The organism is Paraburkholderia lebeckiae (assembly GCF_050436325.1).
Taxonomy (GTDB): domain Bacteria; phylum Pseudomonadota; class Gammaproteobacteria; order Burkholderiales; family Burkholderiaceae; genus Paraburkholderia; species Paraburkholderia tuberum.
In genome coordinates this window covers 2,651,044-2,667,377 of sequence record NZ_JBNDLZ010000003.1, presented here as the reverse complement: position 1 = coordinate 2,667,377, position 16,334 = coordinate 2,651,044, and the positions used below count along the sequence as shown (strand labels likewise).

The window sequence follows — 16,334 nt, the reverse complement described above, 5'->3', positions numbered from 1 at the left end:
TAAGTCGGTCCCGAGAGTTTGACCCTCGCGCCGCCATTTCAGTCCGGCGAACTAAGGGCCTTTTCCCCCTCACTACGCCTCATTGGCATAAACCTGCGCGACCGGCATGTCATGCCCCGCCTGTTCGCCGTATTTCTGCAGATACCGGATGTAGCCTTCGAGCCACGCCTCGGTGCCGTACCGACGCCCACCCTCGTGAATCACGCTCAACGCCCACGTTCCCATCCGTAGGCCAGCCAGTTCGGCCTGCCGGCAGAAGTCCAGATCGTAGAAGTCGAACGCAAAACGTTCGTCGAACCGGACACCACGGGCAAGCAGCGTCTCGCTGTCGGCGATGAGCATCAAGCCGTCGAGCAGCTTGCATTCTTGCTCCGGTGGCCCGAACAGCTCGACTTCGTCGCAGGGCATGCCCCGACCGCGGCCAACGCTTCCGCTCAGATGCTCCGCGTCCTGTTGAAAGCTGAGCGTCGTCGAATGCCAGGCCGGCTGCCCCGGCACGCGGCGCGTGTTGCCAGCGATACCGACCACATCGAAGTGGTCGAGTGCCGTGTGGATGCGTTCCTGCCAGAAAAAGTCGGCAAGCCAAACGTCATCGTGGATAAAGACGAGGATCGCCGGATCAGTGGCCGCCGCCTCGATCGCGGCGTTGTAGATCGCAGGCAACCCTTGCGTGTTGTTGATCGTCAGCCTGATCTGCACGTCGTCTTCACGCATGGCGGAGCTGTAGAGCCGCAGCGAACGGCCGAGCGCGGTGTCGGCCATGAACTGCTGCTGGTCTCCCCGTGTGGCGCAGACGAGCCGCACGCGCTTGCGGTTCTTTGCCGCCGCCACCGCGCGCGAGTGGGCGATGCCATCGAGAAACCGGCGAGACGCGGGCAGTTCGCGAGTCGGCAGGCGCCCCAGCTCGTCCAGGCTCTGCTTCAACAGTTCAAGCCCAGACAGGCCGCGCTGTTCGATGGCAAAGCTGTAAACCTCGCCGAGCCGCTCGCGAGCCTTGCCGAGCGCCTCCGCGCCGATGGTCCCGGCGGCCGCTTCGCCGCGCACCATGATTTCCCATTCGTAAAAGCCCGCCGCCAGCCAGGGGTTCGCCACGCCGGAGTTTTGCGTCGCGTGCCGCCGAAAGCAACTGTGGTAGCCGCCAGCCAGGACGACCGGCCCCTGCTCGGCCATGTTCAGGTACATCGCGACATCGGTCAGATAGATGAATCCGTGCTCCCTGTACTTCATCATGGAGCCGACGTTGACCCGCTCGCGCACAAGCATGACGTTGCTTGGTTCACCGAGGAAGTTGTTGGCGGTCACCACCACGTTCTCGATCAGAAACGCTCGATCGAGGAGCGCCGTCTCGCCGGGCTGGATCAGTGCGGCTGGCACGTCGATCACCTTGTCGTCGGAATCGATGACAACGCGCTGATGAAAGGCCAGGGTCGATTCGGGATGACTGTCGAGCGCGGCAACCAGCGTGGCGACCGAAGTCGGCATCAAAAGATCGTCGTCGTAAAGCCACTTCACGTACCGGCCGCTAGCGTGCGCCCACAACTGCTCCTGGTTGCGCAGGCCGTCCTGAAATCCGTGGTGAAAATATCGAATCCGCGGATCGTTCGCTGCATCGGCGATCTCGCGCAGTATGCCGTCCGGCGTGTCGTCGCCGACGAGGATTTCGATGTCCGTAAAGCTTTGAGCGCAGGCGCTCGCCAAAGTCTTGGCCAGGTATGCCGGCTTGAACGCGGGAATGAGGATGCTGACTGTGGGCATACGACTGGCGGCCGAATTAAGCGATCGGGCAGTGTAGCGGCCGCTACGGAATGTTGATCCGGCAGACAGGCACGCTTTTCGCGCCCAATTCCGCAGATGCGGGAACGCCGGGTTCGCGCAAGCTATGACATAGCGAAAATGCGCGATGAATTGAATGACCAGCCCTTGAAGTCAGGGGCAGCCGCTGAAAGCAAGATGCAAGATTCAATGCTGGACATGCGCCGTCAATCCCGCGCCGAAGCCCCTTTCGCGCCATTTGACTTCCTCGATTGATTCTCCCCTTAAAGTTTTCCCGGTAGGGACCGATATCCCAAACAAGGCGGCCAACACAAACCCACGCTGCCATTTTTGGGATCGGGCCCGTGCCCTACTCGGAGAATTGAAATGCTCGGAATCAATACAAACATCAACTCGCTCGTTTCGCAGCAGAACCTGACCGGTTCGGGCAGCGCACTGTCGCAGGCGATCACGCGTCTGTCGTCGGGCAAGCGCATCAACAGCGCAGCGGACGACGCAGCAGGCCTCGCGATCTCGAACATCATGCAGACCCAGATCAACGGTCTGAACCAGGGTGTGTCGAACTCGAACGACGGTACGTCGATGGTGCAAACCGCATCGAGCGGCCTCGCCTCGCTGACGAACAGCCTGCAGCGTATCCGCCAGTTGGCCACGCAAGCAGCGAACGGCTCGATGACCAGCGACGACCGCGCGGCCCTGCAGCAGGAAGTCTCGCAACAGATCTCGGAAGTCAACCGTGTCGCGTCGCAGACGACGTTCAACGGCATGAACCTGCTCAACGGTTCGCTGGGCACCGTGTCGTTCCAGGTTGGCGCGAACGTCGGTCAGTCGATCAGCCTGAACCTGACGCAAGACATGTCGGCTGCGAAGCTCGGCACCGGCAACGTGCAAGCAGGCAACACGCTCGGTTCGTTCGGCAACCTGTCGCTGAACACTAGCGGCCAAACGGTTGCTACTGGCGCCGCGATCACGGCCATCAACGTGATCGCCGACGGCTCGGGCGGTTACACGCTGACGGACCAGAACAACCAGGCGCTGACGTCCGCCACCGCTACGGCAGTGCTCAGCGGCGTTACGATCACCGCCGACGCCAATGGCAACGCCACCATCTCGGCCGCCAATGCTGCTGGCGCAGGCGCGGCAATTGCCTCGGCCCTTGGTACTGACATGTCGGCGACGGTAGGCGGATCGACCGCTACCCTCACCACGAGCTTCACCGCGGCTTCGAACACCGCCACCGGTGCCACGATCGACGCACTCAACACGCCGACGAACGTTGCGAGCATCGACATCAGCAGCCAGACCGGCGCAAGCGCAGCGATGGAATCGATCGACAACGCGCTGACCACGCTGAACAACCTGCAAGCAACGCTCGGCGCGGCACAAAACCGCTTCACCGCCATCGGCTCGACGCAGCAAGCGCAATCGACCGACCTGTCGAGCGCCCAGTCGTCGATCCAGGACGCGGACTTCGCGCAGGAAACGGCTAACCTGAGCAAGGCGCAGGTTCTGCAACAAGCCGGTATCTCGGTGCTGGCACAAGCAAACTCGCAGCCGCAGCAGATCCTGAAGCTCCTCCAGTAAGGCGCTTCCGGCCGCAGGTGTCCGGCTCGCAGCGCATCGCGCGCCGGACGCAAATCCGTCGGGAGGCTTGCCTCCCGATTGTCGTTTCCAGCGTTACACCGCGAATTAAATCGCGCATTCAACCGCCCATTCAAGCGTTTTGACCGGCCTTGCCGACGCACGGAGCCTCCTCATGTCCACCGTAACCGGATCCACGACTGCCGCGATCTCGAGCGCAGTCGCCACCACGACCGCCGCCGCCCAGGCGTCGGTGCAGGCAGCCGCCCAGTCGATCATCAGCGGCTCGACCAATTCCTCCATGGACACGAGTTCGCTCGTCACCGCGCTCGTCAACAGCAAGACCGCCGGCCAGGCCGCCACCATCGCCGCCGAGCAGACCGCGGACAACACGCTGATCTCCGCCTACGGCACGCTCTCCGCGGGACTGTCCGCGTTGCAGGCAGCCATCTTGCCGCTCAGCGACGGTGCCACGCTCAATACGTTCAAGACCACCCTGAGCGGCACCGGCGTCACCGCTACGGCCGCGACCGGCGCGGTGGCGGGTTCGTATTCGCTCAATGTGGCGCAGGTCGCCACCTCGCAAGTGCTCACCTCGGCGGGTTATAACGCGAGCACGAACCTGGCTTCCGGCTCAGCCACGATGACCCTGACGGTCAACGGCCAGAGCAGCACGATTTCCCTGAACAGCTCGAACAGCACGATTGCCGGCATTGCCTCGGCGATCAATTCGGCCAACGACAATCCCGGCGTGACCGCGACCGTGGTGACCGGCGCGGACGGCGCCCACCTCGTGCTGCAATCGAACTCGACCGGTGCGTCGAGCGGCATCAGCATCGCGATCAGCGATTCGACTTCGACCGACGACCTGAACAAGCTCGCGGTGACGACCACCGCCGGCAAGTCGATATCCAGCGCGAGCGACCTCACCGGTACCGACAGCAGCGGCAACACGATCAACCCCAGCCAGTCGACCGTCTCCGGCACAGGCTGGACCCAGACGCAGGCTGCCCAGGATTCGTACTTCACGCTCGGCGGCGTCGGCGTGAGCAGTTCCACGAACGCCGTGACGACGGCCCTGTCCGGCGTGACGCTGAATCTCACGTCAGCGGCGGTCGGCACCACCCAGACGCTCACGGTGGCGCAGGACACCAGCGCGGAGTCGTCGGCGATCGACAATTTCGTCACCGTCTACAACACACTCATCACGACGATGGGCTCGTTGACGGCGTACAACGCGAACTCGACGTCGCAGGGGGTGCTGCTCGGCGATTCCACGTTGAGTGTGATCCAGAACCAGCTCGCCAACATCGTGGGCAGCGGCGTGGGCAGCGGCACCACGAAGACGACGCTTGCCGCGATCGGCATTACGCTCCAGGCGGACGGCACGCTGTCGGTCGACGACACGACGCTCAACGCTGCGCTGCAGAACAACCAGTCGGCCGTGACCTCCCTGTTCAATCCGACCACCGGCATCGCCGCGCAACTGGACGACAGCATCACGAACTACACCTCGTCCGGCGGCATCATTCAAAACCGTACGGACGCGATCAACAGCGACCTCACGAGCCTCTCGAACCAGCAGACGACGCTGACGGCGTGGCAGGCACAGCTCACCAGCCAGTACACCGCGCAGTTCACCGCGCTCGACACGCTGATGGCAACGATGAACAGCAACTCGCAGTACCTCACGCAACTGTTCGGTGGCACCAACAGCGCAGGCGCGCTTGCCACGAACAAGAGCTGAGCGTGGCGCGGAGCGAACCATGCAGAACGTAGCCACGATCGAGCGCATCTGGCAGATGACGAAAGACCTCGAACTGGCGGCCGCTGTCGGCGACTGGGAGCGCGCCGCGCAGCTCGCCGACGAGCGCTCGCCGCTCTTGACGGCGCTCGGCGCGCAGCCGCCGCAGGAGGTTATGGCACGGCTCAGGGAGATCCACGAGATCGACAGCCGCATCTCCGAAGCCGCGCGCGTCGCGCAGCAGGAGCTGGGCGCCGAGTATCAGGCGAACATGCAGGCGAGTCGCAACGCCGGGCGGTATTTGAGCGTGGCTCTCGCTTGAAGCAGGAACCACGATTCGCTGCGCATTTGCGCACCACGGCCCGCCTTTGCGCGGGCTCTTTTCTTTGTGCAGCCCCGGTTTTCGATCGGACGGTTATGTCTGGACTATTCTCGACGCCGCCACTGTTCCGCCAAATGGCGCATACGGTGGGGTTCCCGACGTCGCCCAAAATGAAAAAAGGCCCTCGGCATTTGCCTTAGGGCCTTGTTTTATCAGGTTTCATCAACCTGGCATCACTTCGAATTTTGGTGCGCCCGGCTGGGATCGAACCAGCAACCCCTGCCTTCGGAGTCCGCGAAGAACCCGTAATGAAATCAGTAACTTAACTTCGAGACTTCTTTGAAATCAAACGCTTACACGAGAAAGCGCCAACCTATCGAAGCGTAGTTTAGCAAACGTTACCCCTTTTGTTACGGGCATTTTGCGGAAAGTCACGCTGAAACCGCGCCGGAGCGCGGACGATCATCGTCCAAATCTTCTGCGGTCAACATAGTGCGCAGGATCGCAGTCCCGCCCTTTAGCACCATGCCAACCCGATACTCGGCGGCCATTGCCATAGGTTCTACGCCGCATGCTGAACAATTCGGCGGATCCAATTGGTTGCCCCCGTCACCGCGATCGCGAGCAGAAAATTCCGCATCTCGATCTGTCAGTTCCGCAATGGCCGACCTCACCGCATTCTTGTGCCAATAGCCTCTGCGATTCCAGATATCAGTCGCGACGATTCGAGCCAAGCCCCGAACGTCATCCCACCGTTCGTCGGTGAAAGGGTTGTCGTCTGTATCGAGCGACCACTTTTTACCTTTCCAGATATTTATCAACTGGCCAAGCATTTCCTCGCGATCAAGGTCCAGCAGTAGTCTTCCGGCTTCCGGCTGACTGAGAATGCCAGCCTCCGATGCCGCCTGAACGAGCGCTACGGCTCCCTCGCCATCTGCTTTCGCGTCTACCAATCCATCCACGGAAAGGTGCGCATGCTTTCGCTGTTTCCGTTGCAGCTCTAATCGTCGCAGCGAACTGACCCGCATCAACTTCGAGCCGCGCCGTCTAAGGGACGCGCCCGAGTTGAAATATTCCTTTAGGCAGCCGTTAAAACGTGCCCCGGCTGGCTGCTGCGATAGCAAACCCTCAAGCTTGCCGAGAGATGTGACTCCCGAGCGAGACATCAGTATCCGCAGTATGCACGTCACATCAGTTGATGTGCGCCCGGTCCAACCCGGCGTTAGACGCAAGTGGAAGAACGCCTGTAGATCCTCTGGTGCACCCAGAAAGTCCAAGTAATTTTCCATTTTCCGAGTTACGTTCCTCCCGATCACGATCGCAGCCTACTACCGTAAGCACATTGCATCAAGCATTAGACATGCTTAGCTTCCGGGAACCGCCATGCGCACCAAAGAACAATTCGAACTCGCCCAGCGAGTGAGTCTGCTCCACGACGACGCATTGATCGATGTCGAAGAGTTTGCGGCAATCACTGGCTTTTCGCCCAACAGCATCCGTCAGCGGAAGGTCTCGGGTTTGCCTAGCCCCAACCTGCAAATCGGCCGTTTGCGATGGCATCTCGGCTGCGTCAGAGCGTGGATGAGAAATAGGGCGTGACGAACCGGCACACACGGTCTTGAGCCGGCGCAACCCCTCGAATTCCCAGACGGCCGACATGCCGTTGCCAACCATTGCCTCTGATGAAGAACCGAAAATTTCCACACCACACAGGCGGAGTCGTGCAAGTACGCCACACCGAGAGGTGGGGTTCAGTGCCCGAGGCTTTGCTCGAAGATCCGGCCTTGGATCTAGACAGCAGGGCCGTCGCCGCGTGGCTGGCCGTTAAGCCGCAAGGTTGGCAAATTTCGGTCGAAGCCCTTCGCAAGCGACTCGGGAAGATCGCACCGAACACTGAGGGCGAGGGATCACAATATCGAACGTTGGGGAAGGACCGCTGGCAAAGAATTGCCCGAGAGTTGGAAGCGGCCGGCTATCTTCGCCGGCACCAGCGCAACGGACGTGCTGGGCAGTGGGAATGGAACATTGTCTTCCATCCAACACCAGCACGAGCGCTCGACACCAGTGCCGGGTTTTCCGGCGATGGCGTAACCGGCTCCGGCTCATCCGTCGCCGGAAAACCCGGCAATAAAGAAATACCAAGCGAAGCAGTGACCAATAGCAAGAGAACTACCACTACAACGCCGACGGATGGACAGCGCGGCGGTGGAAGCGCGCTTGACGCGCCAGTCACCGTAGTGGTGGGGGGCTCGGCAGAGAGGCACCGTGACATCCTGATCACGCTGCTCAACCAAGCGGGGCTGAGTAGTGATGCCGGCCAGCAGATTGCCGACGAACTGGCTGGTCGCCTTGAGGCAGCGGCGAGGGGCACGCACAGTGCGGTCGGAAGCGTGCGCGGGTGGCTCAACAGCGTAATCACGCAATACAAGAACGGGAGTTTCATACCCGAGTTCGGACGCGCGATCACGATGAGACGACAAGGTCCGTTGCAGTTCTCGGCGTCGTCGGTCTCCGAACCTCCTAAGGCATCACGCGAAACCGTTGAAGCGAACTTGGGGCGGTTGCATGAAACGATGGCCGCCATCGCTGCGAAGGGTCGCGGGATATGACCACCAAACCAACGATTTGCAAGCGTGAGAGCCGGATTGCCCGGCACCGCGTGCCGGTCGGTGCTCTCCCACCGCCCAGCGGGCGGCGGTGCCCGTGCACCTCAATCCGGGCTCGCGGCGCTCGCCGACGCCTCGCCGTCGATCAACCGCTTTGGCTGCAGAGGGGGGCTTGTGGTCGGACCGCTTCTATCACTTGGGCAAGCCGCATCGCGGCGCGTCAGGCCGAAGGCAATCGTCGCGGGGAGCCGGTGGTCGGTTGCGGGACGCCGGCCAGCGAGCCGGCGATGTCCACACCCTCGTGGTGTGGGCAGCGCAGCCGTCCATGGGCGGGCGCGGGAATGACCATGGCAGTAGCACAAGGCCAGTTTGTGGGCAGCGCACGTCACCACCGAAACCCAACTGCGGCGGCCACGATTCGTGCGAATTCTTCTCCGCCGAGCACAGGCCGATCTTGATTTCCAACGCGCCGAAATCGTGTCGGTCTCTTGTCCGACGGCGAAGTCGGACAAGAGGGGGCTCGGGCCATTTCAGACACAACAACGACATGCGGCAGACATGACGGGTTGAGGCTGAAGTGGCCCGAGCCCCCACCCCCTCTGGGGGTCGAGACGCATAGCGTCTCGGGGGGTAGCAGATTTCTAACCGCCTTGAATTCGAGCGTGACAGTCACCGAAGCAAAAAGAAACCCAACCATGCGGAGCCGAAATAATGGGGAAAGCAAAGAAGCCAGCGCTCAAATCACTGCCTCCCAACTGGCGCGAGGCCATGTGGGATTGCGCAGTCGACCCGGAATGGCGGCGAAGTCGCCCGCAACTGCTTCCCGCGTTTGCGGTGCTTTGGCTCATCGGATGCCGGCCGTCCGAAATCGAACACGGGGTTCATCTCGTCTGGCGTGATCATTTGCTCGTGATCGAGGTAACCGGAACAAAGTGCGTCGATGCCGGCCAGCGCGAAAGAGGGCAGCCACATCGACGGTACGCGTTCAGAACCGGTCCCGGCGAGGAGGCCTTGTGCCCGGCATTGGCGGTGCTGCGTCGTTACGCCTTGGAGGCTTCCACTGACGGTACCGGTCGCAGCGTGGTGAGCCACGACGCCGACTACCTGTACAACAGCGTTGTCCAGCTAGGCCGGGCGGCATTTCCGAAAATCAGGACGCGGGTCAGCCCATATTGCTTCCGACATCAGCATGCCTCCGATTTGAAGGCTGATCCCGAGGTGCCGCTCGAAGAAGCGGCCAAAGCTATGGGGCACCTGTCCGATTATTCCATTGGCAAGTACGGCGATGCGACCCATGGGCGAAAGCGGGGGCGAGCCAAGGCGCTGATGGTAGAGACTTCAAGGCCGGTGAGGCATTCACCGAAAGTGGATCGCCTCGCCCGCTTCAAAATTGCGACGATGAAGCGGCGAGGCCTCAAGCCCAGTTAATCACTTCGGTAATCGTCAAGCATCATCCTTGTGTTCTGAAGATTCCCCCAACTTAGACATCCGTATCCCGCCGATCGGCAATGCGTCGAAGGTGCGTCGTTTTCGACGCACCGAAGGCAGCGAGCAGTGGCATCGCTGGGGCGTTTGCGTCAAATGTGCGTCGTTCGTCAGGTGCGACCGAATAACCTCGTTTGCCGCCGCGGTGTGCGATTCGAGTGACGCTTCAGTACGAGGGGCACCACCCGAGCATCGTTCTTCTAGCAGCGAAAAAAGCATTACTGTAGGCGCCCGCATTGAGCGGCTTGCCTTCATTGTGCGGCGCAGTGAGATGTTCGGCGGGAGAAAGTACCTGCAGAAACTGAAGAAACGGTCACTCCAGTTCCACAACAATGCAAAAAGACAACGAATTATTTCGTTGCAAGCAACGAAATGCTTCGTGGAGATATACTTCCCGGCATGAGATACCTGCCCGCCCAAGCAAAAGAAGCCATTGGGATTTCGGAAGAAACCTTCCGACATTGGCGTCGTGCCCTGCCTCCGTTGAGAGGCAGGCGCGGCTATGGTCCTTGCTTTACCCCCGGCGATCTACTCGCGCTCAAGGTCGTCGCGAAGCTGCACGCATTCGGAATACAGATTCGCCACCTGACACCGCATGCTGAAGCGCTGTTTCAGATCTGCTCGCAGGGCGCTTGGTTCGGCCTAGATGACAAAGCAGTCGTTTTTGACGGCGAGTCGGTTGAGTTGGTGAGCGTCCTCGACAGCCAAAGGCTGGCGATGTGCACATGCATGGTTGTACCACTGCGTTCGCTGATCACCGAGTTGCGCCAATCGCTTTCCATCGAAGAAAGGCTCCCCGTTCAGTCCGATATCGTGTTCCCCCCAGTAAGCCTTTCGGGGGGGCGATCGGCATGAGATCACAACAAAATCGCTCGTTCGTCACCGTTCGATCGACCGGCGGTCGTCGACCCGCCGTACAAACAGGGAAGCGCTGACAATGTCGCCCGTCACACTGACCCGCCAAAGCATTGCGGACGCGTTGGGTACCGAACCCACCGCAGTGGTGTCGTTTGGACAAGCTGCGCTACAGCCGGAGCATCTGGACTTTCTGGGCTTGATTCACGCACGCGAACGACAAGAGCCGGCGCCGGACGCGGTTGTCCTCAGCGAGGATCAACCATTGTTGTACATTTGGGATCTGAGACATGAGCCAACTCTGAGCGCGAGTGACCGAAACCGTGACATACAGGTACTCGCGCTGCGATCAGATGCGCCGTACGTCGCATTTCTCCGACCAGGCAGCGTGCAAGTCTATGCGTTAGGGCAGGCACGGGACGAAGACGCAGCACCGCTGCTCGAAGATGCAGAACTGCATCCCGGATTGCTAGCGAAGCTCGCGGTAGGCGACATCCCCCAGCGCGCCGATGGAATCAGCACGCATGACCTTATGCTCGAGTTGCTTAACGTAGTCACGGACGAACTAATCAAACTACGGCATGTAAGCGCTCCAGAGGCGCTCGCTTTGATGGGGCGCGCGCTCTTCTTACGCTTTCTTCACGACCGCGGGATCTTGAGTGATATCAACCCGATCCCTGGCGTGCCTCGGTTCGCCGATTGTCTGTCGACGCCGGAATTGGCGGCGATCAGTTCCCGCTGGCTTGATGAAACGTTTAACGGCGATTTACTGACGCTTCCTGACGGCGGGAGTGAAGACTACTTCCGCAGTCTTCGTCGCGCCGACCGAACCTCGGCGTTCGACGATTTGACTGCCATCATTCGTGGCGACAAGCCAGCGGGAAACGGCACCTATCAAACCCAGTTTTCTTGGGGCGACCTACACTTTGCTTATATGCCAGTTGGGCTGCTCAGCCAGGTCTACGAGGCCCACATCCATCATTTCGAGGCGCCCACGGCTAAGGAGCAGAGCGTCTATTACACGCCGCGTCATTTAGCGGAATACGTTGTCGACCACGCACTTGGGATGCTTGGACCTGATGCGCACAAGGCGCGAGTTCTAGATCCTGCAGCAGGTGGCGGCGTGTTTTTGCTCGCCGCATTTCGTCGGCTTGTTCAAGGCCGTTGGCGTGCAACGGGCAAGCAACCGACGACCAAGGTCATTCGAAAAATTCTCAACGCGCAGTTAGTTGGTATTGACATCAACCCCGCTGCACGCCAATTGACTGCGCTGGCTTTGTACCTCACGGCACTCGAGCTGGATCCGGACGTCGGCAAGCTACGACATCTGAAGTTCGACGGTTTGCAAGGCAAGGTACTGCTCGCAGCTGAGCACTGGGTGGATGAACCGAGCGGCCTATATCTAGGCAGCCTGAGCCGTCCGGCTGCGAGTGCCCTAGCCAATCAATTTGATCTGGTCGTCGGGAACCCACCGTGGACTTCGGTGGCGGATCGTCCGCGGCAGAAGGCTTTCGATGATATCGCGCGTTCAGCGATGATTGAGCGAGGCATCACGCCCGCTGCCAATCCCGATGGGGTTCCTGATCTTCCTTTTGTTTGGGAGTCCAGCCGCTGGGCTCGCGAAGGGGCCGTCGTGGCATTTGCACTTCACGCCCGTTTGTTGATCAAGACGACACGACTCGGATGGGATGCGCGCAAAGCTCTATTCCGCGGGTTAAACGTCACCTATGTCCTCAATGGAATGGAGCTGCGTAACACATCGGTGTGGCCGAGCAACGCAGCCTATTTTTGCTTGCTCTTCGCGCGCAATCAAGCTGCTAGCGAAGACAACCATTTCTACTCTGTGACACCCGCGGTGGACCGCGCGCTGAATGCTGAAGGACGCGTACGCATCGACAGCAAGGATGCGTGGGCATCCGATGTGGCTATGGTCGACCAGGTTCCACACCTGTTCAAAACCTTAGCCAAGGGCAGCAGCTTGGATGTTGCGTTGTTGGAAAAAATTCAGTTCGACACTCAGCACAGACGCGACGGTCGGGCGACACGACATCCGACGCTTGTGGAATATGCCGAGAGCGTCGGAATTAACGAGGGGCATGGATACCAGACGAGCAGCGAGGACGAGGAGGCAGGTTTCCTCAAGGGCCTGCCCATGATGCCAGACCCTCGGCTGGCACTGTGGCATATCGTTCCGACGCAAGACCTCGAGATCTTTGATCGAGATCACGTCCATCGCACGCGCAAGTCTGAAATTTATGAACCGCCGATGGTGTTGCTGAGGAAATCTCCAAGCACCCGGGAGCATGCCCCGATTGCGATGCTAGCGCTGGAGCGTGTTGCGTACCGAGAGTCGTACATCGGTTACAGCTGTGCAGGTGTACGCGAGCCCCGCCTAATGGCCACGTATCTCTGGGCGCTAATGAACAGCAAGTTGTTCTTGTACTACGCGCTGATGACTAGCAGCATCTTCGGTTGTGAGCGCGAGGCGATGCAGAAAGCAGACATTGAGCAGTTCCCTGTGTTCCCCCTGGATTCGCTTTCCGCTGAGCATCGTGCCTCGCTTGACGAGCTTTTGGCAAAGGCAGAGATAAGGCATTTCGATATGAGCGACGTCGATGCGATGGTCAACAGCATCTACGGGCTGACCCCAGCCGATGTCATCCTAGTTGAGGATCGGCTAGCAACTGCGCTGCCGTTCTCGCGGGTGCGTCAGGCTGCCGTCGCCCCCCCCAAAGACGCAGAAGTGGATCGATATCAAGAAGCACTTGTGAACATCTTGCGGCCGTTTGACATGAGCGATCAGCCTTTGGAAGTGACGACCTATCGTCCAAGTTCCCTGTCCCCATGGCGTTTTTTCCGAATCGGCGGTCCTGCCGGCAATCGCAAACCGAAAGTCCAAGATTTACTCGGTGCGCTAAACATGGCCGATAGCATGGACTGCACGCTGGTCGAGTTTCATCAAGACGATGCGGCCTACGTCGGGGTCCTGAATCAGCGACGTTACTGGACGCGAACTGCTGCGCGGACGCTTGCGTTGGATTTCATCAAGCGCAATGATCCGATTCTGAATCGCGTCTCTACTAGCGGGCAGCCGGCATGATCGGTCCGCACGGTAGTCCTGGCAAGCTGATTTCTGGCAAAACTGGCTTCCCAGTCATGATCCCTCCCAGCGTCTTGACTATCGTCATTCGAGCATTGCACGAGGCTTGGGGAGTAATTTGTGCTGATCCCGCGAGCCATCTTGCGCCGGTGACGCCCGGCAATCCTGAAGAGGATCGATATACCGATGCGCTTTGCGAGGTGCTCTCCTACTGGCTGCGTGTTTCGGCGAACCCCGTTCATGGGTTCACGTCGGACGTGTTCGAAAATGTGGAACGAGGCGCGAATCTTTCAAATTATGACCAAAGCGTAATCAACAAGCAGCCTGACCTCGTGATACGGCTGGCTAACGGCCCCTTGGTCAATGCGCGTCGATACGTGGGCGTCTTTGTTGAAACGAAGGTCGTGTCCATGAAGAGAAGCTTGAGCAGCTATACAAAAGATGGCGTCTCGCGATTCGTCCGGGGAGACTACGCATGGGCGATGCAAGACGGCCTCATGATTGCATATCGGGCGAAACCACATCGCAAGCTAGATACCTTGGAGTCCCCGCTTGGAAAGGATCGCGCGTTGTTGGTTTCTCCGGAAAACAAAAAGAATCTTGTTCAGTCGGACCTCAAGATTCCCGCAAGCGGTAAGAGTACTCACAAACGAAATTGGACCTACGGAGCAGGTGGCCAGCCAGGAAGCATTCGAGTGTGGCACCTCTGGAGCCTTGACATCCCATAAACCAAGGCGTGAGCTTTGCAGTGGCTCGGTTCCCCGGATTTCGTAAACAAGGGGTTCAGCCGTTTGATCGCTGCCGAGCTCATGCGTGTTGAGAATGTGAGTATCTCGTCCATAGCGCGGAGAATCTGCGCGGTATAGTGGATGCGCGTTAGGCGTGGTGTTTTTTCGTAGATGCGACCATGTTGCGTCTGCGGTGCGAAATTTTTTCGAGCGGCGGCACGAATCCGTGATTCGGAGAATCCTCGCATTGGTCTCGCGAAAGTTTCACGCGTAAGCCCTCAACAGACCAATGCCTGACCGGTAAGCTAGTTCGTCGCGATCCACGTGAATATTCCACGCTGGTATAGGTTGATTTGCGATATTTTTCTACACCACACTCAATGACATAACAGCGCTTATGTCAGATTTGAACGGCTGCACGTCATAGAAATGACGTTGTACGTAGTCATGAGTCGGATTGCCACAGCGCGACGATCGGCGGCGAGGTTTCCGCAGCCAAGGTCGCGCGCAACTTGGGGACGTCTTGATACGGGCGTACGTCGCGAGGTTATCTAGTCGCGCAGGCGGTCCTCCGCGATCGTCCATTCCTTCGCGACAAGGATGGGCAACGGGCGAGGATGTCGCGCGCGCTGCCGACCGGTGCGGCTGCTTCCGGCAGTAGGTTCAATTCAGGCTCCCTTGTGTGCATCCATCCACGCCAGCCAGCCATACCGGTAGGCTCTTGCGTCAGCGAGCGCGTGATGCACGCGACGGTCCTTGCGGTAGTAATCCTGCACTGCGCGGTCATAGACTGGCGTATCGATTAGGGGGCGTAAATCGTAGTATCGATCGGTGAGGTTCGCAGGGCGATCGGGGCCGAGTAGGTCGACCAGGAATCGAAAATCGGTTTCCGAGTCGCATGCGGCCTGCACGGTGCGCGGCGAAGCGGCAAGCCAGCTTTGAAGCGTTGCGCGTGCCTCGGCGCGTGTCGTGCCGGATTTGTCGAGCAACGGCAGCACTTTCCGCTGCACGAATGCCGCACAGTCATCGATCGCCCATGTGTCGGCCAGCTCGACATAGAACTCGCGCGAGCCGTCCTCAGCCACGAGGGCGAGGCTGACGAGTTTCGGCGGTCGTTGATCCAAGCCGGTGTATTCGGTGTCTAGAAAAAGCAGCATGGGTTAGCGCCGAGTTTTTTTGCTTGCCATTCAGCGAGGAACGCGAGCCGTTCTTCGGTCGTGAGAGTGCCGGAGTGGCGATCTACGAGGACGCTCGATATTCCTAGCCTGTCGCCTTCCGGCGTGCAGGGTTCGGGGTCTCGATCGATCAGCGCCGACACTTCTGCCAGCGCCGTCCGATAGTCATCTCCAGTGTGCAGCGGTCGAATGTCCATTTTTGCCCCGAAGTGGCGCATGCATCGAGTGTAGCGGCCCCGGCCCGGCCATAGTCGGGTGAAAAAGGCATTATGCCAGGTGACTGTGACGACATGGACCGGATGTCCATCGGCCTGCGCACAACCGTGAGGTTATTTGGTCGCGCCTGCGCAGTGCAGCAAGCGAAATCAAGAGTTTCGAGGGTCCGGGCACCCGCGTATGCTTGTAACAAACGGAGAACACGCCATGCCAGCCGACAAACTAGGCCGCTATATGCGGAGCCCGGAATTTCTGAAGCGGGCCAATGAAGCCGTCGCCGAAGCTGTGCGCGATTTGAAGTCGCATGGTATCCGGCCTGTTTATTTCGATCGGAAAACGGGCCGGATTGTCGGTGTGAGCCATGATGCGTCGAGCGGAGATGCCGCTTGCGAGGGTCACCGGGTTCCCGATATATTGAAAAGCGAACGAAAACGGAACGGGGGCGAGGAATGAGCGATAACGGAGTCGCGCTCGGCAGAGCTTTCGCCGCCGAGCGCAATGCGACGGACTGGCGAGCATATGCGAGAAAGCTCGAACAGCAGCTCTTGGCCGCCGAGGCGAACCTTGCAGGCAACAAGGCATTAAAGGATGCGGCACTCCGCGAATTGGCGAAGGCCGATCCCGCAAATTACTTGATGGTCCAGCAGAATCGCCAACGGATCTACGACAAGGACTTTGACGCTGTTATCGCGTCTGGCCGTCGTCCGGTGTAGCCAACCTCGCAACGAAAATCCCTCGCGCCGACGGGG

15 protein-coding genes are annotated in these 16,334 nt (G+C 59.8%); 12 read left to right on the top strand and 3 right to left on the bottom strand.

Annotated elements, in window-relative coordinates; all coding sequences use genetic code 11:
• Positions 1–72: 72 nt before the first annotated feature.
• Complete coding sequence (locus tag OKW44_RS30125) at positions 73–1,755, bottom strand: glycosyltransferase family 2 protein (protein WP_018418812.1); 1,683 nt, start codon at positions 1,753–1,755, stop codon at positions 73–75.
• A gap of 384 nt (positions 1,756–2,139) precedes the next feature.
• Here OKW44_RS30125 and OKW44_RS30120 point away from each other — a divergent pair, with 384 nt between their 5' ends.
• From OKW44_RS30120 to fliT, 3 genes are all read left to right on the top strand, one after another.
• The gene (locus OKW44_RS30120) at positions 2,140–3,357 is read left to right on the top strand and encodes a flagellin (RefSeq protein ID WP_018418814.1); all 1,218 of its coding nucleotides are present in this window, start codon (positions 2,140–2,142) and stop codon (positions 3,355–3,357) included.
• A 172-nt stretch (positions 3,358–3,529) separates the two neighbouring features.
• On the top strand, positions 3,530–5,101 hold the full coding sequence (gene fliD / locus OKW44_RS30115; RefSeq protein WP_026225518.1) for a flagellar filament capping protein FliD: 1,572 nt from the start codon (positions 3,530–3,532) through the stop codon (positions 5,099–5,101).
• A 19-nt stretch (positions 5,102–5,120) separates the two neighbouring features.
• The gene (gene fliT, locus OKW44_RS30110; RefSeq protein WP_018418817.1) at positions 5,121–5,420 is read left to right on the top strand and encodes a flagellar protein FliT; all 300 of its coding nucleotides are present in this window, start codon (positions 5,121–5,123) and stop codon (positions 5,418–5,420) included.
• A 431-nt stretch (positions 5,421–5,851) separates the two neighbouring features.
• Here the strand turns inward: fliT and OKW44_RS30105 are convergent, their stop codons facing one another.
• Complete coding sequence (locus OKW44_RS30105; RefSeq protein WP_018418818.1) at positions 5,852–6,709, bottom strand: hypothetical protein; 858 nt, start codon at positions 6,707–6,709, stop codon at positions 5,852–5,854.
• A 94-nt stretch (positions 6,710–6,803) separates the two neighbouring features.
• Between OKW44_RS30105 and OKW44_RS30100 the strand changes: the two genes are divergently transcribed.
• The 7 genes from OKW44_RS30100 (at position 6,804) to OKW44_RS30070 (ending at position 14,194) form a co-directional block, all read left to right on the top strand.
• Positions 6,804–7,019, top strand: a complete 216-nt coding sequence (locus OKW44_RS30100; RefSeq protein WP_162633910.1) for a hypothetical protein — start codon at positions 6,804–6,806, stop codon at positions 7,017–7,019.
• A 155-nt stretch (positions 7,020–7,174) separates the two neighbouring features.
• A complete protein-coding gene (locus OKW44_RS30095) occupies positions 7,175–8,029 on the top strand; it encodes a hypothetical protein (RefSeq protein ID WP_018418820.1) in 855 nt (284 codons plus the stop codon).
• Between the two features lie 708 nt (positions 8,030–8,737).
• Positions 8,738–9,454, top strand: coding sequence for a site-specific integrase (locus OKW44_RS30090; RefSeq protein WP_018418821.1), 717 nt, complete (start codon positions 8,738–8,740; stop codon positions 9,452–9,454).
• Between the two features lie 28 nt (positions 9,455–9,482).
• Positions 9,483–9,914, top strand: a complete 432-nt coding sequence (locus tag OKW44_RS30085; protein ID WP_162633911.1) for a hypothetical protein — start codon at positions 9,483–9,485, stop codon at positions 9,912–9,914.
• Positions 9,911–10,366 carry a MerR family transcriptional regulator gene (locus OKW44_RS30080; protein ID WP_018418822.1) on the top strand — a complete coding sequence of 152 codons (456 nt, stop codon included), beginning with the start codon at positions 9,911–9,913 and terminating at the stop codon, positions 10,364–10,366. Before OKW44_RS30085 ends, OKW44_RS30080 begins: the two co-directional genes overlap by 4 nt.
• A gap of 82 nt (positions 10,367–10,448) precedes the next feature.
• Positions 10,449–13,466 (top strand): HsdM family class I SAM-dependent methyltransferase, encoded by a 3,018-nt coding sequence (locus OKW44_RS30075; RefSeq protein ID WP_018418823.1) that lies wholly within the window; start codon positions 10,449–10,451, stop codon positions 13,464–13,466.
• Positions 13,463–14,194: a hypothetical protein gene (locus OKW44_RS30070; protein ID WP_018418824.1), complete on the top strand. Its 732-nt coding sequence runs from the start codon at positions 13,463–13,465 to the stop codon at positions 14,192–14,194. Before OKW44_RS30075 ends, OKW44_RS30070 begins: the two co-directional genes overlap by 4 nt.
• 668 nt (positions 14,195–14,862) lie before the next feature.
• On the opposite strand, the gene OKW44_RS30065 is transcribed toward OKW44_RS30070, so the two are convergent.
• On the bottom strand, positions 14,863–15,351 hold the full coding sequence (locus tag OKW44_RS30065) for a 3'-5' exonuclease family protein (RefSeq protein ID WP_018418825.1): 489 nt from the start codon (positions 15,349–15,351) through the stop codon (positions 14,863–14,865).
• A 441-nt stretch (positions 15,352–15,792) separates the two neighbouring features.
• On the opposite strand from OKW44_RS30065, the gene OKW44_RS30060 reads away from it, so the two are divergent.
• Together OKW44_RS30060 and OKW44_RS30055 are read left to right on the top strand one after the other, a co-directional pair.
• Positions 15,793–16,038, top strand: a complete 246-nt coding sequence (locus tag OKW44_RS30060; protein ID WP_084753995.1) for a hypothetical protein — start codon at positions 15,793–15,795, stop codon at positions 16,036–16,038.
• A complete protein-coding gene (locus OKW44_RS30055) occupies positions 16,035–16,298 on the top strand; it encodes a hypothetical protein (protein ID WP_018418826.1) in 264 nt (87 codons plus the stop codon). The genes OKW44_RS30060 and OKW44_RS30055 overlap by 4 nt, the downstream gene beginning before the upstream one ends.
• Positions 16,299–16,334: the final 36 nt, after the last annotated feature.